Annotated in this window: 21 protein-coding genes; 14 read left to right on the top strand and 7 right to left on the bottom strand. The window is 73.5% G+C overall.

What is annotated here, in order from left to right; genetic code table 11:
• Window positions 1-51: 51 nt before the first annotated feature.
• The 3 genes from codB to ACFO4E_RS01230 form a co-directional block, all read right to left on the bottom strand.
• Window positions 52-1,401 (bottom strand): cytosine permease, encoded by a 1,350-nt coding sequence (gene codB, locus ACFO4E_RS01240; RefSeq protein WP_378570622.1) that lies wholly within the window; start codon window positions 1,399-1,401, stop codon window positions 52-54.
• Window positions 1,398-1,865, bottom strand: coding sequence for a nucleoside deaminase (locus ACFO4E_RS01235; RefSeq protein WP_378570620.1), 468 nt, complete (start codon window positions 1,863-1,865; stop codon window positions 1,398-1,400). Before ACFO4E_RS01235 ends, codB begins: the two co-directional genes overlap by 4 nt.
• A 177-nt stretch (window positions 1,866-2,042) precedes the next feature.
• Entirely contained in the window at window positions 2,043-3,182 is a 1,140-nt protein-coding gene (locus ACFO4E_RS01230; protein WP_378570618.1) for an Mrp/NBP35 family ATP-binding protein, read from the bottom strand.
• Between the two features lie 197 nt (window positions 3,183-3,379).
• Here ACFO4E_RS01230 and ACFO4E_RS01225 point away from each other — a divergent pair, with 197 nt between their 5' ends.
• The 7 genes from ACFO4E_RS01225 to ACFO4E_RS01195 all read left to right on the top strand — a co-directional run bounded on the left by ACFO4E_RS01225 (window position 3,380) and on the right by ACFO4E_RS01195 (window position 11,153).
• Window positions 3,380-4,303 (top strand): RNA polymerase sigma-70 factor, encoded by a 924-nt coding sequence (locus ACFO4E_RS01225; protein WP_378570616.1) that lies wholly within the window; start codon window positions 3,380-3,382, stop codon window positions 4,301-4,303.
• A gap of 144 nt (window positions 4,304-4,447) precedes the next feature.
• Entirely contained in the window at window positions 4,448-5,677 is a 1,230-nt protein-coding gene (locus ACFO4E_RS01220) for a CPBP family intramembrane glutamic endopeptidase (protein ID WP_378570614.1), read from the top strand.
• An 82-nt stretch (window positions 5,678-5,759) separates the two neighbouring features.
• Entirely contained in the window at window positions 5,760-6,425 is a 666-nt protein-coding gene (locus ACFO4E_RS01215; RefSeq protein ID WP_378570612.1) for a DUF6758 family protein, read from the top strand.
• 57 nt (window positions 6,426-6,482) lie between these two features.
• Window positions 6,483-7,358, top strand: a complete 876-nt coding sequence (locus ACFO4E_RS01210) for a PHP domain-containing protein (protein ID WP_378570610.1) — start codon at window positions 6,483-6,485, stop codon at window positions 7,356-7,358.
• Window positions 7,359-7,543: 185 nt separating this feature from the next.
• Window positions 7,544-8,686 (top strand): MBL fold metallo-hydrolase, encoded by a 1,143-nt coding sequence (locus tag ACFO4E_RS01205; RefSeq protein ID WP_378570609.1) that lies wholly within the window; start codon window positions 7,544-7,546, stop codon window positions 8,684-8,686.
• A 511-nt stretch (window positions 8,687-9,197) separates the two neighbouring features.
• Window positions 9,198-10,469 carry an acyltransferase family protein gene (locus tag ACFO4E_RS01200; protein ID WP_378570608.1) on the top strand — a complete coding sequence of 424 codons (1,272 nt, stop codon included), beginning with the start codon at window positions 9,198-9,200 and terminating at the stop codon, window positions 10,467-10,469.
• 39 nt (window positions 10,470-10,508) lie between these two features.
• Window positions 10,509-11,153: a TetR/AcrR family transcriptional regulator gene (locus tag ACFO4E_RS01195; protein ID WP_378570606.1), complete on the top strand. Its 645-nt coding sequence runs from the start codon at window positions 10,509-10,511 to the stop codon at window positions 11,151-11,153.
• On the opposite strand, the gene ACFO4E_RS01190 is transcribed toward ACFO4E_RS01195, so the two are convergent.
• Together ACFO4E_RS01190 and ACFO4E_RS01185 are read right to left on the bottom strand one after the other, a co-directional pair.
• On the bottom strand, window positions 11,150-12,034 hold the full coding sequence (locus tag ACFO4E_RS01190; RefSeq protein WP_378570605.1) for an alpha/beta fold hydrolase: 885 nt from the start codon (window positions 12,032-12,034) through the stop codon (window positions 11,150-11,152). The genes ACFO4E_RS01195 and ACFO4E_RS01190 overlap by 4 nt on opposite strands.
• A 130-nt stretch (window positions 12,035-12,164) precedes the next feature.
• On the bottom strand, window positions 12,165-13,631 hold the full coding sequence (locus ACFO4E_RS01185; protein WP_378570603.1) for a DEAD/DEAH box helicase: 1,467 nt from the start codon (window positions 13,629-13,631) through the stop codon (window positions 12,165-12,167).
• Between the two features lie 1,076 nt (window positions 13,632-14,707).
• On the opposite strand from ACFO4E_RS01185, the gene ACFO4E_RS01180 reads away from it, so the two are divergent.
• The 3 genes from ACFO4E_RS01180 (at window position 14,708) to ACFO4E_RS01170 (ending at window position 16,405) form a co-directional block, all read left to right on the top strand.
• Window positions 14,708-15,451, top strand: coding sequence for a ferritin-like fold-containing protein (locus ACFO4E_RS01180; RefSeq protein WP_378570601.1), 744 nt, complete (start codon window positions 14,708-14,710; stop codon window positions 15,449-15,451).
• Window positions 15,452-15,594: 143 nt separating this feature from the next.
• The gene (locus tag ACFO4E_RS01175; protein WP_378570599.1) at window positions 15,595-15,906 is read left to right on the top strand and encodes a DUF6401 family natural product biosynthesis protein; all 312 of its coding nucleotides are present in this window, start codon (window positions 15,595-15,597) and stop codon (window positions 15,904-15,906) included.
• A gap of 250 nt (window positions 15,907-16,156) precedes the next feature.
• A complete protein-coding gene (locus ACFO4E_RS01170) occupies window positions 16,157-16,405 on the top strand; it encodes a hypothetical protein (RefSeq protein WP_378570596.1) in 249 nt (82 codons plus the stop codon).
• Window positions 16,406-16,517: 112 nt separating this feature from the next.
• On the opposite strand, the gene ACFO4E_RS01165 is transcribed toward ACFO4E_RS01170, so the two are convergent.
• Both ACFO4E_RS01165 and ACFO4E_RS01160 read right to left on the bottom strand, forming a co-directional pair.
• Window positions 16,518-17,141 (bottom strand): TetR/AcrR family transcriptional regulator, encoded by a 624-nt coding sequence (locus tag ACFO4E_RS01165; protein ID WP_378570594.1) that lies wholly within the window; start codon window positions 17,139-17,141, stop codon window positions 16,518-16,520.
• A 246-nt stretch (window positions 17,142-17,387) separates the two neighbouring features.
• A complete protein-coding gene (locus ACFO4E_RS01160; protein ID WP_378570592.1) occupies window positions 17,388-17,633 on the bottom strand; it encodes a hypothetical protein in 246 nt (81 codons plus the stop codon).
• A 170-nt stretch (window positions 17,634-17,803) separates the two neighbouring features.
• Between ACFO4E_RS01160 and ACFO4E_RS01155 the strand changes: the two genes are divergently transcribed.
• The 4 genes from ACFO4E_RS01155 to ACFO4E_RS01140 all read left to right on the top strand — a co-directional run bounded on the left by ACFO4E_RS01155 (window position 17,804) and on the right by ACFO4E_RS01140 (window position 21,066).
• Window positions 17,804-18,739 carry an alpha/beta fold hydrolase gene (locus ACFO4E_RS01155; protein ID WP_378570590.1) on the top strand — a complete coding sequence of 312 codons (936 nt, stop codon included), beginning with the start codon at window positions 17,804-17,806 and terminating at the stop codon, window positions 18,737-18,739.
• 202 nt (window positions 18,740-18,941) lie between these two features.
• The gene (moeZ, locus tag ACFO4E_RS01150) at window positions 18,942-20,120 is read left to right on the top strand and encodes an adenylyltransferase/sulfurtransferase MoeZ (RefSeq protein ID WP_378570589.1); all 1,179 of its coding nucleotides are present in this window, start codon (window positions 18,942-18,944) and stop codon (window positions 20,118-20,120) included.
• A 170-nt stretch (window positions 20,121-20,290) separates the two neighbouring features.
• Complete coding sequence (locus ACFO4E_RS01145; protein WP_378570587.1) at window positions 20,291-20,653, top strand: SPW repeat domain-containing protein; 363 nt, start codon at window positions 20,291-20,293, stop codon at window positions 20,651-20,653.
• Between the two features lie 89 nt (window positions 20,654-20,742).
• Window positions 20,743-21,066, top strand: coding sequence for an MGMT family protein (locus tag ACFO4E_RS01140; RefSeq protein WP_378570586.1), 324 nt, complete (start codon window positions 20,743-20,745; stop codon window positions 21,064-21,066).
• Window positions 21,067-21,128: the final 62 nt, after the last annotated feature.

The following is a 21,128-nucleotide window of genomic DNA, read 5'->3' as shown; positions in this document are numbered from 1 at the left end:
CCGGGACGGGCCCCAGCGGGGGCGGGGGCCGGGCCGCGGCCCGGCCCCTCCTCATGCGGCGGCGTCCGCCCGGCGCCCGCGCGCCGCGGCCACCGCGACCGCGCCCAGCGCGGCCAGGACGACGCCCACCACCGGCGGGATGAAGACCTCGGTCTCGCTGCACCACCACGCCGCGAGAGCGGCCGCGGCGTAGACGGCCACCGTGTCCCAGCGGACCAGCGGCAGCCCCGCGGCCGGGGGCAGCTCGCCCCGCCGGCGGAGCAGGAAGTCACCGATGATCACCCCGCCCAGGGGCGGGATCAGGATGCCCAGCCAGGTCAGGTAGCCGATGAGGTGGTCGTAGATCCCGGTGACGGCCAGAGCGGTCCCGGCGACCACGCACACCAGCACCCACGGCTTGCGCGACCGGGTGTTGAAGATCTCCGCCCCGGCGACCCCGACGCTGTACGCGGCGTTGTCATTGGTCGTCCAGATGTTCGCCACCAGGAACACCACGCCCCACGCCACCAGGCCCAGCTGGAACAGCACCAGGACGAAGTCGCCCTGGCCGAAGGCCAGGGCGCCGATCGCCCCGCAGAACAGCATGAGCAGCTGGCCGCCGAAGAACGCGGCGATGCTCGCCCAGAACCCCGCTGCGGGGCTGCGGGCGAAGCGCGTCCAGTTGGGCGCCTGGGTGCCGCCGGAGGCGAAGGTGCCGACGATGACGGTCATGGCGACGGTCAGCGGCATGGTCGTGCCCGGCTCGATCGCGGCGAGGCCGGACACCCCGCCGGCCTCGCCGAACGCGCGCCAGGTGACCCAGGCCGCGAGGGCGAGCAGCAGCGGGACGGAGACCACCGACAGCCAGTACATGCCCGCGTAGCCGATGTAGGCGGTGGCGCCCATGACGGCCCCGGCGGCCACCATGACCAGCGCGCCCGGCAGGTCGCCCGCCCAGCCGGCGGCCTGGGACACGAGCAGCCCCACGGTCGCTATGGAGACTCCGTACCAGCCGACCTGGGTGCCGCCCAGCAGCAGCGACGCCGCCTTCGCGCCGCCGGTGCCCAGGGTGTAGCGGGCCATCATGACGGTGGTCAGGTTGGCGCGCGCCCCGATCCAGCCGATCACCCCGACATAGAGGCCCAGGATGGCCGATCCCAGTACCAGCACGCCCATGAGCGGCCAGAACGCGTAGGCGGCGCCCACCTGCGCGCCCGCCAGCATGGTGGGGGTGAACAGGGTGAACCCGACCAGGACCACCGTCAGGGAGAACAGCGACTTGCGGGCGTGGACCGGGACCGGTTCCACGGGGTAGTCGGGGTCGGGCACCGGGCCGGCGCCGGCGGGCCCGGGCAAGGGTGCCGCGTCCGGGGCGGGGGGCGGGTCCGCGGGTGCGTGCCGTGCGGTGTCCTCGGTGCTCATGCGCCGTCCTCGCCGATGTCCTCGTGCCACAGAGCGGGGTGGGCGGCGATGAACTCGGACATCAAGCCGATGCAGCGGGCATCGTCGAGCAGCACGACCTCCACCCCGTTCTCCGCGAGCCACGGGTGGCCGCCCGAGAAGGTCTCGGCTTCGCCGATCACCACGCGCGAGATCCCGAACTGGCGGATCAGGCCGCTGCAGTACCAGCACGGCGACAGCGTCGTGACCATGGTGGTGCCGGCGTAGCTCCGCTGGCGCCCGGCGTTGCGGAACGCGGCGGTCTCGCCGTGAACGGAGGGGTCGTCGTCCTGGACCCGGCGGTTGTGGCCGCGGCCGAGCACCTCGCCGCCGCGGCCGATCAGTGCGGCGCCGATCGGGATGCCGCCTCCGGCGAGCCCGGCCTCGGCCTCCTCGATCGCGGTGGTCAGCCAGCGCCGGTACAGCGCGGTCTCGGATTCGGGCATGGGCGGGTCCCTCTCGATCAGGTGGTGTGCGTAGTTGCTGACGTTATGGACCCTTTTTTACAGGTTTGTGAATGTCCCGTTTCCCGCGGACCCGGGTCATCGTCCGCACCCGCTCATGGGAACGGGCCCCTCACCGCGGGATGAGGGGCCCGTTGGGCCGGCCGTGGGGCGACGGGGTCAGCGGCGCGCCGGGCTGATGCCCAGCTGCATGCCCGACAGCCCGCGGGGCTTGCCCACCAGGTTGTCGGCGACGGTGCGCAGCACCTGCGCCGCCTCGGTGTCGGGGTCGCTGAGGACCAGCGGCATGCCGTCGTCGCCGCCCTCGCGCAGCCGCATGTCGAGCGGGACCCGGCCCAGCAGCGGGACCTCGGCGCCCAGCGAGCGGGTCAGGCCCTCGGCCACGATCTGGCCGCCGCCCTCGCCGAAGAGGTAGGTGCGCTCGTCGCTGCCCGGTGCGACGAAGTACGACATGTTCTCGATGACCCCGGCCACCCGCTGGTGGGTCTGCGCCGAGATGGCGCCCGCCCGCTCGGCGACCTCGGCCGCCGCCTGCTGCGGGGTGGTCACGACCAGGATCTCCGCGCCCGGAAGGAGCTGCGCCACGGAGATGGCGATGTCGCCGGTACCCGGGGGCAGGTCCATGAGCAGGACGTCGAGGTCGCCCCAGAACACGTCGGACAGGAACTGCTGGAGCGCGCGGTGCAGCATCGGGCCGCGCCAGACCACCGGCTGGTTGCCCTGGGTGAACATGCCCACCGAGATGACCTTGATGTCGTGGGCGGTCGGGGGCAGGATCATGTCCTCGACCTTGGTGGGGCGATCGGACACCCCCAGCATGCGGGGCACGGAGTGGCCGTAGATGTCGGCGTCGACCACACCCACCTTGTGGCCCTGCGCGGCCAGCGCGGCCGCGAGGTTGACCGTGACCGACGACTTGCCGACCCCGCCCTTGCCCGAGGCCACGGCGTAGACCTTGGTCAGCGAGTTCGGCTTGGCGAAGGGGATCTCCTTCTCGGCCTGGCCGCCGCGCAGCTTGGTCTGGAGGGCCTTGCGCTGGTCCTCGCTCATGACGTCGAGCTCGACCGAGACCCGGGTGACACCGGCGACCTTGGAGACCGCTTCGGTGACGTCCTTCTCGATGCGGCCCTTCATCGGGCAGCCGGCCACAGTGAGGAAGATGCCGACGTGGACGGATCCGTCGTCGGCGATGTCGACGCCCTTGACCATGTCGAGGTCGGTGATCGGGCGGCGGATCTCGGGGTCCTGGACCGTGGCCAGGGCCGCGTTCACCTGCTCGGTGGTGGGTGTGGAGGACATGTACTCCATGGTAGTGAAGGCCGTCCACCCGCAGCGACCCCGGAGCCGTCGGCAGGCGGGGTCCGAAACCCAGGTCAGCAGGGCATTCCCGGATCGGCCGGGGGAGACTGTCACATGCGGTGGCCCGGAGGTGTCCTCATGGGAGGGGCGGCGTCTGCCGCGCACCCCTTGCCGACGACGCGAAGGGATGGGCGCACATGGGAACGCTCGGGGCGGCCGGGGCCGCTGAGCACGGCGGGGACGGCGGCGCCGCGGTCTTCGAACGGAACCGCGGCCTGCTGTTCAGCGTCGCCTACGACATGCTGGGCAGCGTCGCCGACGCCGAGGACTGCGTCCAGGACACGTGGATCCGGTGGGCCCGCGACGACCGCTCGGGGGTGGCCGACCCGAAGAGCTATCTCGTGCGCATTGTGGTCAATGTCACTCTCAACCGGATGCGCGGCACGCGCTCCCGGCGTGAGACCTACGTGGGCCCGTGGCTGCCCGAACCACTGGTCACCGCGCCCGACGTCGCCGACCGCGTCGAGCTGGCCGACACGGTCTCCTTCGCGATGCTCGTGGTATTGGAGACCCTCGCCCCCGTCGAGCGCGCGGTGTTCGTCCTGCGCGAGGTGTTCGGCCTGCCCCACGCGGAGATCGCCGAGGCCGTCGGCCGGACCGAGGCCGCCGTACGCCAGGTCGCCCACCGCGCACGCGAGCGCGTGCACGCCCGGCGCCCCCGGTTCCCCGCCGACGCGGCCGAACACCGCCGGCTCACCGAGGGCTTCCTCGCCGCCTGCGCCGACGGTGACGTCGACCGCCTCACGGCGATGCTCGCCGATGACGTCGAGGTGGTCACCGATGGCGGCGGTCGGACTCGCGCAGCACTCCGGCCGCTGTCCGGCGCGGCCAAGAGCGCCCGGTTCCTGGCCGCGGTCAGCACGCACTACACGGGGTTCCGGGCCGAGATGACCGGCGTCAACGGAGTACCGGGGATCGCGATGTTCGACGCGGACGCCATGCCGATGGCGGTGGCGGTACTCGAAGCCCGCGACGGGCTCATCACCCGGGTGCTCGTGGTCCGCAACCCCGGCAAACTACAGCACCTCGGACCGGATACGGGCAGGTCACCGGCGCAATGACGCGTCCGCGGCACGGGTTCTTAACGCGGCCAATACAACCCCGGCTAGTAATCTCGACAAACGATGAGAAATACGCCGCCGCAACCCGGTTCATCCTGGTCGCCCGAGCCGCAGGGCCGGGGCGGCCCCGAGCATGCGCCGTCCGTGCCCCAGCCGGAGCAGGTGTGGGCCTGGCCCCCGGGACCCGGAACCGGTGGCCCCCAGGCGGTCCAGGCATGGGCCTGGCCGCCGCCCGTCCAGCCGCGCCGCACCGGCGGCTCCCTGGCCCGTCCCCGCCCGGGAACGGCGTACCACCGCATGGCGCGCACCTGGCGCTACCGGTGGTGGGTGCCGCTGGTCGCGATCGGGGTGGCCGTCGGGCTGATCATCGTGGTCCAGCTCGTGATGGGCATGGCAGCGGTCATCCTGGCGCTGGTCAACGGCTACGAGGCCACCGGCGACTCCTTCTTCGGCGCGCTCCTGCCGGACCTGGCCTTCCAGCTCATCGTGATCACCACCATGACACCGCTGGTGATGCTGGTCGCGTGGCTGGTCCAGCGGCGGCCCGTGGGCACGCTGTTCTCGGTCACCGGCCGGCTCCGGTGGCGGTGGATGCTCGGCTGCGCGGCGATCGCGATCATCCCGATGGTGCTGTCCTTCGCGTTCCTGGCGGGGCTGCTCCGGGCCACCACGCCGGGCACGCCGTTCCTGGGGGCGTTCGGCGGCGGCCCCGACTTCGTCGGCGCCCTCCTGATCATCCTGCTGCTCGTGCCGTTCCAGGCGTCCGCCGAGGAGATCGCCCTGCGCGGATTCCTCATGCAGTCCGTGGGGTCCCTCGGCGCTCCGGCCGACGACCCGCGCGGGGGCAGCGTGGTCTCCCGCTTCCTGCGCAGCCCGGTCCTCGGCATCCTCATCAGCGGCACGGTCTTCACCTTCCTGCACGCCTACGTCGGCTGGGGGCTGCTCGACGTCGCCGTCTTCGGTATCGCCATGGCCTGGCTGACCTGGTACACCGGCGGGCTGGAGGCGGCGATCGGGCTGCACGTCGTGCACAACCTCGCCGCGTTCGGGCTCACGGCCTACGAGGGCGGCCTCGCCGACGTCGGCACGGGCGGCGGGTCCTGGCAGGGCGTGGTCGCCACGACGGTCGAGGTCATCCTCTACTGCCTGGTCGTGGCCTGGCTGGCCCGGAAGGTCGGGCTCCAGCGGACCGTGCCCGACGACCCCGCGGCCGCCGCCGGGCAGGGGTACCGCCCCGCGCCGCAGGCGTGGGCGGCCGGGCCGCGGCAGGGCACCACCGGGGCTTCCGCCTACCACGACCCCTACCGCGCACCCGCGACCCCCCGGTTCCGGCAGGAGCCCCCCGCCGGCGGGCCGCCGGCCCCGCCTGCCTGACCGCGCCGCGCCGCGGACGCGCCCCGCGCTTTGCCGCGGCGGGAGTTTTCGTTCGGGCCACACGGGTACCCCTCGTCACAGCATGAACAACGTGCCGTCGTGTCCACGCTGCGGACGCGCCGTCCAGCCGCCCGGCCTGTGGACGAGCGCGTGGCAGTGCGGCGCTCACGGACCGGTCCCCCCGCTCCACTCCGTGCGGCCGCCCGGCACCGACCCCCTCGACATGCTCGCCGCCTCCTCGCACGTGCCCCTGTGGCTGCCCTGGCCGCTGCCCGCGGGCTGGGTGGTCAGCGGCTTCGCCGACGCCGGCGACGAGCGCAGCGGCGCCGTCGCCACGGTCGTCGGGCTCTCGGGCCCCGCACCCCTGGGCGGGCCGGGCGAGCTGGCGATCGTCGCGGAGGACCCCGGCATCGGCCTGGGGGCCCGGATCGCCGGGCTCGACGCGCCCGACCCGGGCGGCGTGGCCGGCTCCGGGGCGGCCGACGCCAAGATCCGCCACCAGGGCCACGACATCGCCCTGTGGAGCGTCGACGCCGGCGACAGCCGCGCCGTCTACGCCGGCGAGGCGCTGGCCAGCTGGCTGTGGTTCATCTTCTCCCCCGCCGACGCGGGGGTGCTCATCTGCGAGCTCGGCACACTGCGCGACCTGCGCGACCGTGTCGAAGGCGGCGTCGCGCAGGACCCCCCGTTCGGGGCGACCTCCGCGTTCCTCGCCTCGGTCCTGGCCGTCCGCGAGGAGCCGTCCTGACCGCACGTCCCGCCGGTGCGCCGCCGCGGGAGGGGCCGATTGCCTAGAATCGTGCCGATGCGCATCGACCTGCACTCCCACAGCTCGGTCTCCGACGGCACCGAGCCCCCCGCCGGGGTCGTCGAACGGGCCGTGGCCGCCGGCCTCGACGTCCTCGCCCTCACCGACCACGACACGGTCGCCGGCCTGCCCGCCGCGGCCGCCCGCGTGCCCGCCGGCTTCACCCTCGTCCCGGGCATGGAGCTGTCCTGCGCCCACGCCGGCGCCAGCGTGCACCTCCTCTGCTACCTGTTCGACCCCGCGGCCGCGGTCCTCGCCGCGGAACTCGACCGCATCCGCCGCGACCGCGTGCTGCGGGCCGAGGCCATGGTGCACCGGCTGCGCGACGCCGGTGTGGACGTCACGTGGGAGGGCGTGCGCCGCATCGCCGACGCCGATGCCGACGGCGGCGCCGAGGGCGGCGTGATCGGCCGGCCGCACATCGCCCGCGCCATCGTCGAAGCCGGGGCCGCCGCCGACGTGCAGGGCGCGTTCGACGCCTGGATCGGCTCCGGCGGTCCGGCCTACGTCGCCCGCTACGCCCTCGACCCCGTCCGGGCCGTGTCCCTGGTGCGCGCCGCGGGCGGCGTGTGCGTGCTCGCCCACCCCGCGCGCTCCGAAGGCGTGCTGACCGGGGCGGTGCCGACCGGGGTCGTCGAGCGCATGGCCGAGGCCGGTCTCGGCGGGATCGAGGCCGACCACCCCACGCACGACGACACCGAGAGCGCGTACTGGCGCGACATCGCGGCCGGGCTCGGCCTGGTCGTCACGGGGTCGAGCGACGACCACGGCGACCTCACCGGCCACCGGCTCGGCTGCCGCACGACCGCCCCCGAGGCATACGAACGCCTCGTCGCACCCGCCACCGGAGCCGTGCCCATCACAGCCGGATGACGATCCACGGTGCGCGCATAAGGCCGCCGACCACGTGCTTCGTGGTCGTACGGGGCTTATCGAAGCCTTAGGGACGGGGTGGGATCCTCACGTGTCGCGCTACCGGGTACCTACATGTACCCCGTTACGGCCAGAATGGTCCCGCACACAGGCAGAGTTCGGACGCGAATCGAAGGGTCGGCACCGTGTTCTGGAAGCGGAAGGGCAAGAAGAAGGACGGCGGCGACGGCGACTCCGGCGCGGCGTCCTCGACGGTGACGACCGGGGCCGCGGCCGACGAGGAGCCGGAGGCGGCGCCCGACACCGCCGAGGGCGCGGCGCGGAAGGCGGACGACCGCGACGGTGAGGCCCCGGAGAAGCCGGGCGCGGCCGCGGAGGCGAAGGACGAGCCCGCCGAGGACGCGGCGGACAAGGGGGAGCCCGGCACCGCCGAGGGCACGCCCTCCGCCGGCACGGCCGTTGACGACGAGGCCGAGGCCGCGGACAAGGCGGAGGACGGCACGGCGGAACCCGCGGGCGCGGACGACGACGGCAAGGCCGACGCCGCCGACGCCGCCGACGCGGACGACGACGGCGGGGTTGCGGCCGCCGGCTCCGATGACGAGGCCGATGACGGCGTCGGCGACCCGGCGGACGACGACTCCGGCGAGGAGGCCGTCGCGCCCGAGCCCGATGTGCCCGGAACCGGCAAGGTCGACGCCGAGGGCGTCCAGCGCGTCCGTACGGCCGGGGTGCTGACGGCCGACGACGAGGAGTTCGACGTCGTCAGCAGCACCTGGATCATCGACGCCGACAAGGAAGGCGTCATCGTGATCGACCCGGCCAACGACGCCGCGGCGATCCTGGAGGCCATCGGCGACCGCGAGGTCTACCTCGTGGCCTGCACCAACGGCTACAACACACACATCAGTGCGGCCATCGAGGTGGCCGCGCGTGACGAGGCCCCGATCGCGCTGCACCGCCGCGAGCTGCGGGCGTGGCGCCGGGTGCACGGCGCGGAGCACCGGCCCGACCTGGAGATCGAGGGCGGCGGCTCGCTGAGCGCCGGTGACCTCGAGGTCGACATCCTGCCGATCCCCGGCACCTCCGCGGGCAGCGTCGCCTACTACATCTCCGAGCGCGGCGTCGTCTTCACCGGCGACTCCCTGCGCGCGGGCGAGCTGGGCACCGTGGGCGGCGCCTACATCGACTACACCCGCCAGCTGCACTCCATCGGCGAGGTGGTGCTGTCGCTGCCGCCGGACACCCGCGTGCTGCCCGACAGCGGGCCCGAGACCACGGTCGAAGCGGAGTCCAAGAACTTCGACTCCTGGGTGGCCGCCGACTAGCGTGCCCCCCGCGCCCCCGCCCGGGGCGCCGCAGTGACCGCGAGGCGCGGCCGGAACCTTTCCGGCCGCGCCTTCGTGCTGCCCGCCCCCCGGATACCGGAGGCCGGTCGTGCGCCGCGCCGCACGACCCGGCCGCCCGCGCCGGCCCCGCCGGGCGCGGATGAGCGGTCCGGCCGGGGACGTGGAGCGCGCCGTCACCGGACGGGGCCGGGCTGCGAAACCGGCCGCCCCGCCGTCCCATGGCGGCGGGACACGGCCGTGCCCGGGTGCCGGGCGGGTGCGGTGCCGGGCGGCATCCGCTCGGTGCCGGCCGCCTACCGCGTGACGCTCGTCGACGCCGAACAGAACAGGCGGGCGCGGACGTGGTCGCCCGCCCATGACATCACGGGGCGCGTCTTCGACGCCGGACCGGCCGTCGGCTGCGGGGGAACCCTGAGGCGTCCCTGATTCCGTCCCTGGGATCGCCGTCTCGGCTATGGGCGGAGCGTTTCCGCACCCTACGATGCTGTCCATGTGGACAGTAAAGAATCCAGATGGACAGGAACCGCCCCGCGGTCCCCGGACCCCGATGGCGCCGCCCCCTCCTGAGGCGGCACCCGCGACGGGCCGGCGCCGCTACCACTACCTCGACAACCTCAAGCTGCTGCTGATCGTGCTCGTCGTGGTCCACCACGCGAGCCAGCCCTACGGCCCCGCCGACTGGTGGTACTTCGAGGGCGACGACGGGGAACCGCTGCTCGGCACCTTGTCCATGGTCAGCGGTGCGTTCCGGATGGCCCTGTTCTTCCTGATCGCGGCGTTCCTGCTGCCCCCCGCCTTCGACAGCAAGGGCGGCCGGCGGTTCGTCGGCGACCGCTTCCGGAGCTTCCTCCCGCCCATCCTCGTGGGCTTCTTCGTGCTCGTGCCCGCGCTCATGTACGGCTACTACCTGAACTTCCGGGACCTGCCCCCGCTGGACTTCCCGAGCTACTACCTCGACGTCTACCTCGGCCTGGGCGACGAGCCGGCCGGCTGGACGGGGCCGATCTGGCCGGACCGCCAGTTCGCCCACCTGTGGTTCCTCCAGCATCTGCTCGGCTACGTGCTGCTGTACGCGGGCTGGCGGTGGATCACCGCCCGGTTCCGCCGCGGCGGGGACGCCACCCGCACGACCGCGCCGCGCAGCGTCCCCCAGGCCGTCGGCACCGGCGCCATCGTCGCGTTCACCGCGGTGGTCGCCCTCGCCACCTTCGTCCTGCGCATCTGGTACCCGGTCGACCAGTGGGTGCCGATGCTGGAGTTCATCCAGACCGAGCCCGCCGACATGGCGCAGTACGGGTTCTTCTTCCTGGCGGGCGTGGCGGCCTACCGGCGCGGCTGGCTGGAGGGCATATCGGCGCGGGCCGGCTACGCGTGGCTCGCCGTGGCCGTCGCCCTGGGCGGCGCGCACTTCGCGGCGGGCGGGCGCCTGGAGGCCCTTTACGCCATGGGCGGCTTCAACGCCGGGAACCTGCTGTGGTCCGCGGTCGAGACGACGATCTGCGTGGGGCTGTCCCTCGGGCTGCTCGTGGTGTTCCGGGAGTGGGCGGACCGCCCCAACCGGCTGCTCACCGCACTGGCCCCGCTGACCTTCAGCGTCTACGTCCTGCACGTGCCCGTGGTGGTCGGCTTCCAGTACGCGCTGGCCGGCGTGCCCGCCGGCGCGGTGGCGAAGTTCGCGGTGGTGTCGGTCGCGGCGACGGTGGTGAGCTTCGCCGCCGCGTGGCTCGTCCGCAGGACCCCTGTCCTGCGGCGCCTCATCTGACGCGCGGCCGGCGACGGCGGCGCGGGTAGGTTGGCCTCCATGACCCACAGCAGCGAAGCGGACCTGACGGCGCGGGCGCGCATCCGGCTGGCGGCACTGCGCCTGTTCGCCCGGCAGGGGTTCGCGGCGACGGGTATGCGGGCCATCGCCGCCGAGGCCGGGGTCTCCCACGCCCTCGTCCGCCACCACTTCGGCTCCAAGGAGGGGCTGCGCGCGGCGGTGGACGAGGACGTCCTCGACTCCTTCGACGCGGTCCTCGCCGGCTTCGGCCCCCAGGGGTCCGACGCCGACCTGCTCAGCGCGTTCGGCGCCGCCAGCGCCCGGCTGTTCGGCTCCGACGAGGTGCGGCGCGAATACCTGCGCCGGGCGCTGGTGGAGGGCGGTGAGGTCGGGGCCCGGCTGTTCGCCCGGATCCTGGAGGGCGCGCGCGCCCGCCTCGCCGACCTGCGCGGCGGCACCGCACCCGGCGGCGCCGACGAGCGGTGGGCGCCCTACCAGGTCCTGTTCCTCATCCTGGGCCCGATGCTCCTGGAGCCGCTGATGCAGCGGACCCTCGGCGGCCCCGTCTTCGCCCCCGAGGTGCTGGACGAGCGCAGCGCCGCCAACCAGCGCCTGCTGATGCACGGGCTGCCCGGTACGCCGGCCGGGGCACGCGGAACCGGGGGCCGCCCGGCCGGCGGCTAGGCGGTGCGCTCGGGGGTCTCGGACGCGTTCCAGAAGGCGGTGAGGGCGCCGGCCGTGGTCTCGGGGGCTTCGACGTTGGGGGAGTGCGTGGCGCCCGGGACGACCACGCGGCGGGCACCGAGGTCCTTGGCCATGGCGGCCTGGACCTCGGGTGGCCAGGCGTCGTCGTCCTCCCCGTAGAGCACCAGGGTGGGCAGGCCCGTCGCCGCGAGTTCGAGGGTGCGGTCGGGGGCGGAGACCAGGGTGTCGGCCATGCGGGTGAGCGCGTAGGGGTCGTTGGCGAGCATCCGGTCGCGCAGGAACGCGTAGATCTCGTCGGGGACGCCCTTGCCGCGGGCGAGGGCGTCGAGGTGCTGGGTCCAGACCTCGCGCAGGCGCTCGCCCGTGGGCCGGTCGCCGAGGACCGCGGCGAGGTTGCGGGCATCGGTGGCGCGGGCGCCGCCGACCGCGGCCGGGCCGGAGCTCATCAGGGTGAGGGAGATCAGCGGTACCTGGCCGGCGAGGACGGTGTCGCGGCAGACGAGCCCGCCGAAGGAGTGGCCGGCCAGGTGCACGGGCCCCTGGTCGAGGGCCACGACGACCTCGGCGACGGCGGCTCCCAGGCCGTCGAGCGTGTAGAGGAGGGGGTCGGCGAGCCCGGGGGACTCGTACTGCCCCGGCAGGTCGATCGCTGTCACGGAGCGCCCCGCCTGGGCCAGGGTCTGCAAGAGGGCGATGAAGTCCTCTTTGCTGCCGGTGTAGCCCGGAACGAGGACCGCGGGCTGGAGCTCACACCCCCCGGCCGCGGGCACCGCGCTGAGAGCGGCGACGGTACCGAAGGGCGTGGGGAGGTCGGTCCGCCGCACACCGGGCGGAAGATCCAGGAACCGAGGTGTACTCACGGCGATTCACTATATTCCCCGCGGATAAAAGAGCGCGATCGCACTGGAGGCGGCGCCGTGCGGTCGGCGCCGCGCCCTGCGGCCGGTCCGCCCTGTGCGGGCCGGCGCGCGCGTGTCCATCAGCGGCGGGTCAGTCCTGCTGGTCCCGCTGCACGTCGACACCGCTGCGGGTGCGGCGCCGCCGGCGCCGCCGCGCCGGAGCGGTGGCGGATTCGGTCGCCGGAGCCTCGGCCGGGGCCGCGGTGTCGTGCTCGCCGGAGGCGGCCTGCGCCGACCCGCGGGTGCGCTTGCGGTTGCGTCCGCCGCGCGCGTTGCGCCCGCCGCGGTCGCGGTCGCGGGGCTCGCGGTCGGCGCCGCGCGGACGCCCGGTGTCGCCGATGTCCTCGACCTCTTCGGCCTCCAGCCCGGCGCGGTCGCGCCGCTCCACGGCCAGCCGGCCCTTGGTGCCCTCGGGGATGCCCAGCGCCTCGAAGAAGTGCGGCGAGGTGGAGTAGGTCTCCTCGGGCTCGGCGAAGGACAGCCCCAGAGCCGTGTTGATCAGCTTCCAGCGGGCGATCTCGCGCCAGTCGATGAAGGTGACCGCGGTCCCCGAGCGCCCGGCGCGGCCGGTGCGGCCGATCCGGTGGGTGTAGGTCTTCTCATCATCGGGGCACTCGTAGTTGACGACGTGGGTGACGTCGTCGACGTCGAGCCCGCGCGCGGCGACATCGGTGGCGACCAGGACGTCGATCTTGCCGTTGCGGAAGGCCCGCAGCGCCCGCTCGCGCTGGCTCTGCCCGAGGTCGCCGTGGACGGCGGCCGCGGCGAACCCGCGCTCCTTGAGTTCGGAGGCGACCTTGTCGCACGCGCGCTTGGTCTGGCAGAACACCATGGCCAGCCCGCGGCCGTCGGCCTGGAGCAGCCGGGCGAGCATTTCGGGCCGGTCCATCTGGTGGGTGCGCCACGCGTGCTGCTTGATGTTGCCCGTGATGGCCTGGCCGGGCTCGTCGTCGTCGCCCGCGCGGACGTGGGTGGGCCGCCGCAGGTAGTTGCGCGAGAGCGACACGATCTCACTCGGCATGGTCGCCGAGAAGAGCATGACCTGGCGCTCCTCGGGGATGCGGGTGAGGATGCGCTCGATGTCGGGCAGGAAGCCGAGATCGAGCATCTTGTCGGCCTCGTCGAGGACGACCGCGGAGACGCCCGCCAGGCTGAGGTGCCGCTGCTTCTCCAGGTCGAGAAGGCGGCCGGGGGTGCCGACGACGATGTCGACACCGTTCTTCAGACCCTCGATCTGCGGTTCGTAGGCGCGCCCGCCGTAGACCGTGAGGATGCGCCCGCCGGTGCGCTTGCCGGCCGTGGTGAGGTCGGCCGCGACCTGGATGGCGAGTTCGCGGGTGGGGACGACCACCAGGGCCCGCGGGCGCTTGGCCTCGCCCGGCGCGGCCTGGGACCGCTGGAGCAGCGGAAGCCCGAAGGCGAAGGTCTTCCCGGTGCCCGTTCGGGCCTGGCCGATGATGTCGGAGCCGGTGAGCGCGAGCGGGAGCGCGAGGGACTGGATCGGGAAGGGCTCGGTGATGCCCTCGGCTTCGAGAGCGTCCGCGATCTGCGGGATCACCCCGAGATCGCGGAACGTGGTACGGGGTTCGGTGGTGTTCTCTGTGCTGGTCAGGGCTCATGCCTCCATCTGGCGGGCCGCAATGGCGTTCGTGGCCTGTGGCTGGAGCGGACGGGCTCGGTGGGCGGCGAGCCGGATGCCCCGGCGGAAGTCGCCCCACTGCTGGAGGGGGCGGAACCGGCGCGGCACGGTGGCCCGGGGATGTCCCCCCGGTCCCGGCGCGGTCTGGGTCGTGTTCCGCGGCTCGGTGCAGGCGGTCACGCGGTGGTGACCGGGTGCACAGGGGCCGTCCGCTATGGTGTCGTCGCGCCGGCGGGGTGCGGTGGCCGGACCGTCGCCGGCCGCGCTCGGTGCGCGGCCGTGGGAATCGGCTGACCGGCACCCGTCCTGGCGCCGCGATGTGTTGTCATGGTGCGCGGCGGAGATCACCGCGCGATAGATCCCGCGTTCGGCCGCGGAGAGACTGTCGCGCACCTATCCCCCTGACGGCCCGCTCGGGCTCCCGTCCGGCCACCCGGATCAGGCGGCGACCTGGCCCGGGCTCCGCGGTGAGCTGCGCCCTGCGTGCCTCGGGGGACTCCGCGCGGTGACCGGCCGGTGCCGGTCACAAGAGAAGAGTCTATCCTGCCGTTCCGCCGCTGGATATGCCGCTTTTCCTGCGGCGGAGCACCGTGGCGCGTCTATCCCCGGGTCACGCTCGCCTCCTCGCTCCGCTCCAACGGCCCCGCAGGTGGCCTTCGGCCCTGCGCGGCGCCGCCTTCGCTCGCTTGTCGGCTCGCCGTGACATGTCCCCGGGTCACGCTCGCCTCCTCGCTCCGCTCCAACGGCCCCGCAGGTGGCCTTCGGCCCTGCGCGGCGCCGCCTTCGCTCGCTTGTCGGCTCGCCGTGACGTGTCCCCGGGTCACGCTCGCCTCCTCGCTCCGCTCCAACGGCCCCGCAGGTGGCCTTCGGCCCTGCGCGGCGCCGCCTTCGCTCGCTTGTCGGCTCGCCGTGACGTTCTGCTGGAGAGAACGCCATCCGGCCCCCTAATAATCCGCGCGGTGTTCGCGCAGCCGATGGGCGCTAACCTTTGCAGCATGACGAACGGCTCCCCCTCCGACCCCGAAGCCGCGGCCCCCACGGCGACCAAGGCCGCACCGGTCTCCGCCGACCGTCCGGCGGGCGTCGTCGACCTGCTCGGCCTGCTGGCCTATGCGGAACTGGTGGCGTTCTTCCGGCTCGCCGCCCACGCCGAGCTCGCGCCCACCCTGGCCGCCAAAGGCGAACTCGCGGAGCTGGCGGCCACCGAGCAGGACCACTACCGGAACCTGCGCGACCGGCTGGGCGAGCTGGGCGCCGACCCCGAGGCCGCCATGGCGCCGTTCGTCGAGCCGATCGACGCCTGGCACGCCCGCACCGAGCCGCAGAGCTGGCTGGAAGGGCTCGTCAAGGCATATGTGGGCGACGGCATCGCCGGCGACTTCTACCGCGCGGTCGCCGAATCCGCCGACCCCGCCACCAGTGAACTGGTGGCCAACGTGGTCGAGGAGTCCGGGCGCGCCGAATTCGTCGCCGCGCGGGTCCGGGCGGCCGTCGCCGACGACCCAAAGCTGGCCGGGCGGCTGTCGCTGTGGGCGCGCCGCCTCGTCGGCGAGGCGCTGAGCCAGGCCCAGGTGGTGGCGGCGCAGCGGGTCGAGCTCGCCGCGCTGCTGGTCGGGGCCGGTCCCGACGGCGAGTCCGGTCAGTCGCCCAGCGGCGACCTCGGCGCGGTGAGCCGGATGTTCGCCAAGCTGACCGACGCCCATTCCGCCCGCCTGGCCGCGATGGGCCTGACCGGCTGAGCCCCGCCGGCCGGGAACGGAACGGCTTCGCCACCGATCCGGTCAAATGTCCTATTTTAGGACAAAAGGTAACGTTAAGGTATTTAGTTCGTATATAGTCGGTCGGGTTCCGTCCAGCGTCCCCTGCTCCGAGGTATCGATCCATGCGTCGTGGGTTCTTCGCCGAGAGTTCATTGGCACGGCTCTCCCGCGAGTTCGGGATGTTCGGACCGCTGCACGGCAGCCCCGACCCGTGGCTGACAGCACAGTTGGACCAGCACGCCGCGGCCGTCCGCGACTCGATCTCGGCCGAAGGGGCCCGGGTGAGCCATCGCAGCCTCGCCCGCTACCTGCACGGATTCATGGACGGCTGCCGGGAGCGCGGCTGGTGTTCGGGCTCCGACACCTACGACTGGGAGACGCTCCGAGTGCTCTCCGTCTGCCGCCTGGCGAAGGAATACGGATTCGTCCGCTAGGTTGGTCTCGCAAGGGCGGAGACCCTGCGGATCGGCGTGCGCGCGCCGATCCCTGAAGTGTCCCCACTGGCATCCTCACCGAGCGTAGGCTTCGGCCATACCGTCAGTGCGGCCGCAGCGGCCGCGAACGCCCCGCCACGGGGCGTCATCCCGGATCCCGGCGGTGAGCGGTGACCCACCCACCCGACAGGGGACTCCCCACGGGATCCGAACGTGCGGCCTCCAAGGCGCCGCGAGAAAGGAAGAGCGCATGGGGAGCGGACGGCATGGGGCGGCGCGTCCACCGATCGGCGTCCTGATCCAGCAGGATCGCGTCGACTTCTCTCTTTTCGCCTCCATCATCGTGATCGCCCTGGCGGTCATGGTCCTCATCGGTGTCGGCCTCGCGAGCGCCGCCTTCTGGCTCGCGTTCCTGCCCATCATCGTGACGTCGGCGCTGATCGTGCGCCGTATCGGGCGACTTTCGCGCGACGAGCTGCGCGACGACGAACTCCTCTGAGGGGCGGCGGCCCGATCGCCGCGCCGCACCCGGAGCCTCCTGCGCCGACAACGCGTGAAGGGCGGGACCAGTTCACGTCGGCCCCGCCCTTCACCGTGTTCCGGTGCCCGGATCAGCCCCGGGTCAGGTCCCAGCCGCTGATACCGCGCCACGCCAGGCGCGCGACGAGGAGTTCGGCGGCCTCCTTGGGGATGGCACCGTAGGTGCTCAGCCAGTAGCGGGCGCTGGTCTCGGCCATGCCCACCAGGCCGATGCTCAGCAGGTGCGCTTCGTCGTCGGAGATGCTGGTGTCCTGCCGGATCACCTCGCCGATCAGCTCGGCGCAGCGCTGGAGGGTGTGCTCGGTCTTCTCGCGGACCGCGGGCAGGTTGCGCAGGTCGGACTCGAACACCAGGCGGAACGCCTCGCCTTCGCCGGCGACGAAGTCGAAGTAGGCCTGGAAGCTGGCGGTCACCCGCTGGCGGTTGTCGTCGGTGCTCTCGAGCGCCTCGCGCTGCTTGTCGACCAGCGACTCCGAGTGCTCCTCCAGCAGGGCCAAGTACAGGTCCAGCTTGCCGGGGAAGTGCTGGTAGAGCACGGGCTTGCTGACCCCGGCGCGGTCGGCGATCTCGTCCATGGCCGCGGCGTGGTAGCCCTGGGCGACGAACACCTCCTGGGCGGCGGCCAGCAACTGGCGCCGGCGCGCGAGCCTGGGCAGGCGGGTCCCTCGCGGGCGGGCGTCTGAAGGAGCTGTCACACCCACACCCTCCGAACTCCTCGTGGCGCAGCGCCACGCTCGACGTCCATGCGGCGGGTGCGCCGTGGCTCCGGCGCGCTCCCGCGGGTAGCCGGGGCCGCATCCGCGGCCGGGCCGCCGGGAACGGTCCGGCCCGGTGGCCCCGGGATACCCATCTTACTCGCACGTAGGTTCGGCCCCGCCAGGATCACGCATTCACCGATCCCGCGCAGGGCGCCGCCCCCGCCCTCCCCGAGAAGGGGCACGTCAGCGGTACTCCTCGTCGACTCCGTCGCCGACGACCTCCTGCGCCTGCTCCACCGCGTCGGCCTCGGGTACCTCGACGTCGTCCTCGAGGTCGGTGTCCTCCAGCCAGTCGGGATCGGTGGACTCGTCGAGGACGGCGGACCGCTGCTCGGCGATGTCGGCCTCGGCGGCCTCCAGAGAGAGTTCCTCGCCCTCGCTCTCGCCCTCGCCGGGGCGCGGAGCGGCCTGCTGCGGATCGGACGTCACGGTCCCTCCCCTGATCGCGGTCGTGGACGGCTGTCCGGCACCCCTACCCGAGCGGGCCGCGACGACACGGGCCAGGGCCGCGGCGTGCGCCGACGGGCCGGGCGGGTGATGAGGGCCCGCGGCGGGCACCGGTGGTTAGAGTGCAACGGAGGGGAGTTCGGAGGGGGACCATGCCGGAGCCGATCGCGTTGTGGCCGGGGAAGACGGAATCGTTCGCCGGCCGGAGCATCTTCGTCCGCCGCGACCGGCCGCCCGGGTCCTCCGCGGCGGCCGGCGCGCCGCGCGAGCGCGCCGTCTACGTCCACGGGCTGGGCGGGGCCTCCACCAACTGGACCGACCTCATGGGGGCGCTCTGCTCCGACGTCGCCGGGGAGGCACCGGACCTGCCCGGGTTCGGGCAGTCGCCGCCGCCCGACGACGGCGCATACGGGCTCGACGCCCAGGCGGCCGTGGTCATCGACCTGATCGAGGCCGGCCCGTACCCCGTCCACCTGCTCGGCAACTCCATGGGCGGCGCCGTGGCGGTGCGGGTGGCGGCGTCGTCCCCGCACCTGGTGCGCTCGCTCTCGCTGCTCTCACCTGCCCTGCCCGACCTGTGGCCGCGGCTGATCCCCTACCAGATGACCGGTGCGCTGATCCCCTTCCTCGGCCCGGCCGTCTACGCCCGCATGCAGAGCCGCCCGCCCGAGGTCCGGCTCCAGGACACGCTCAACACCACCTACTTCGACCCGTCCGCGACACACGCGCGGCGGATCGACGAGGCACTGGAGGCCGAGCGCGAACGCGAGAACCACGGGCACGCCCACACCGCGGTCCTGGAGTCGCTGCGCTCGCTGGTGGCGGAGTACGTGCGGCGCGGCGCGCACTCGCTCTGGCGGCAGGCGGCCCGTGTGCACAGCCCCACGCTGCTCGTGTTCGGGTTCAACGACCGCTTCGTCAATCCCCTGATCGCCCGGCGGGCCGCCCGGACCTTCCCGCGCAACCGGGTCGTGATGATGCCCGAGACCGGCCACCTGCCGATGATGGAGCACCCGATGCGCGTCTCCCGCCTGGTGCGCCCGTTCCTCCTGGAGCACTCCGGCGGCGGTCCGCGGCCGCGCCGCTGAGCGCGCGCGGCACCGCCGGGGACGCCCTCGCGGCCGGCCGCCGGGCCGCGGTGACGGCAAAGCCTCACCCGGGGGTGGGAATGCCATACCCCACCCCCTAGGTTGGGTATGAGTGGAAGCCCGTCACGTGCCCGGACGCCCTCGCGTCCGCCCCGGCGACGCCCAGGGGACGTGACGCCATCGAGGAATTCAAGGAGCTGCTGTGTCGCTGCCGCCGCTGGTCGAACCGGCCGATGAGCTGACCGTCGACGAGGTGCGCCGCTACTCTCGTCACCTGATCATCCCCGACGTGGGTATGGACGGCCAGAAGCGCCTGAAGAACGCCAAGGTCCTGGTGGTGGGGGCGGGCGGTCTCGGCTCCCCCGCGCTGCTGTACCTGGCCGCCGCGGGCGTGGGCACCCTCGGGATCATCGACTTCGACGTGGTCGACGAGTCCAACCTCCAGCGCCAGATCATCCACGGCCAGAGCGATGTCGACCGCCCCAAGGCGGTGTCCGCTCGCGACTCCATCCGGGAGACCAACCCGTTCGTCGAGGTCGTGCTGCACGAGGAGCGCCTCGACTCCGACAACGTGTTCCGCATCTTCGAGCCCTACGACCTGATCGTCGACGGCACCGACAACTTCGCGACCCGCTACCTGGTCAACGACGCCGCCGTGCTCCTCGGCAAGCCCTATGTGTGGGGGTCGATCTACCGGTTCGACGGCCAGGCGTCCGTCTTCTGGTCCGAGCACGGCCCCTGCTACCGCTGCCTGTACCCCGAGCCGCCGCCGCCCGGCATGGTGCCCTCGTGCGCCGAGGGCGGCGTGCTGGGCGTGCTCTGCGCGTCCATCGGGTCCATCCAGGTCAACGAGGCCATCAAGCTGCTCGCCGGGTTCGGCGACCCGCTCGTCGGCCGGCTGATGATCTACGACGCCCTGGAGATGTCCTACCGCTCGGTCAAGGTCCGCAAGGACCCCGAGTGCCCGCTGTGCGGCAAGAACCCCACGATCACCGAGCTGATCGACTACGAGGCGTTCTGCGGCACGGTCTCGGAGGAGGCACAGGAGGCCGCCGCGGGGTCCACCATCACGCCGGCCGAGCTGAAGCAGAAGATGGACGACGGCGAGGACTTCCTCCTCGTCGACGTCCGCGAGAAGAACGAGTTCGAGATCGTCCGGATCCCCGGCTCGGTGCTCATCCCCAAGGGGGAGTTCCTCAACGGCGAGGCGTTCGCCAAGCTGCCGCAGGACAAGCAGATCGTGCTGCACTGCAAGTCCGGCGGCCGCTCCGCCGAGGCGCTGGCCGCGCTCAAGCGCGCGGGGTTCGGCGACGCCGTCCACGTGGGCGGCGGCGTCCTGGGCTGGGTCCACCAGGTCGACCCGAGCCTGCCGACCTACTAGGCCGGTCCGCGTCCCGGGCTCCGGGGCGCGGCCGCCGCACGGGCCGCCGCGGTCTTCCGCGGCGGCCCGTGGCGTGTGCCCCCACCGCCCCGCGGCGCATCCGGAGGTGAGATGTGTGTCACATCGGGTAGAACCGGGGTGAGCGCTCGCACGCGGACCGGAGGTGCGTGATGAAGCCGGTGAAGTCGACCGCACGCTGGGACGATTGGACGGCCCTCGCCGCCGGGCTGGTCGTCGCCGTCAGCTGGATCTGGCACCAGACCATCGGGCCGCCCACCGCGGCCCTGTTCCTTCTCGGGGTCGCCGCCGTGTTCATGGCGGTCCTGGCGCTGACCCACCCCGACCTCATCGCCACCGAGGCGGTCATGATCGTCGTCGGCCTCGGCATGATCGTCGCCCCGTGGGCCCTGGGGTTCACCGGCGTCGCGCCCATGGCGTGGACCGCGTGGATCCTGGGCGCGGTGATCGTCGCCATGGGCGCGATCGGGCTGCCGCAGGCGATCGCCCTGCACCGGCGGCCCGCGGCCCACTGACCGCCCCCGGGCCCGCCGCACGGGCCCGGGCCGCGGCACCCGGCGCGCGCGGCCCCGCGGGCCGCGCGGCCGGTCGGTAGGGTCGTGCCATGCCCCGGCCCGACGCGCACCCCACCGACTACGCCGAGCGCGTCCTCGACCTCGTCGAGCGCATCCCCTCCGGCCGGGTGATGTCCTACGGCGACATCGCCGAGTACCTCGGCGAGGGCGGGCCGCGCCAGGTCGGCGCGGTCATGTCCACCTGGGGCGGCGGCGTCCCGTGGTGGCGGGTCCTGCGCTCCGACGGCACGCCGCCCGCCGGCCACGAGGTGCGCGCGAGGCGCAACTACGCCGCCGAGGCGACCCCCATGCGGGGGGCCACCGGCCGCGTCGACATGCGCCGTGCGCGCTGGGAGGGCCCCGGCGCCGAGTGACCGCACCGATCCCCTCCGTGGTGTGAGCAGGTCCACGCCGCACCCCCGATCGCGGTCCACGC

Source organism: Nocardiopsis mangrovi (assembly GCF_042653925.1).
Taxonomy (GTDB): Bacteria; Actinomycetota; Actinomycetes; order Streptosporangiales; family Streptosporangiaceae; genus Nocardiopsis_B; species Nocardiopsis_B mangrovi.
Note: the sequence above shows the minus strand (reverse complement) of the source record. Positions and strands in the feature narration are given on the sequence as shown.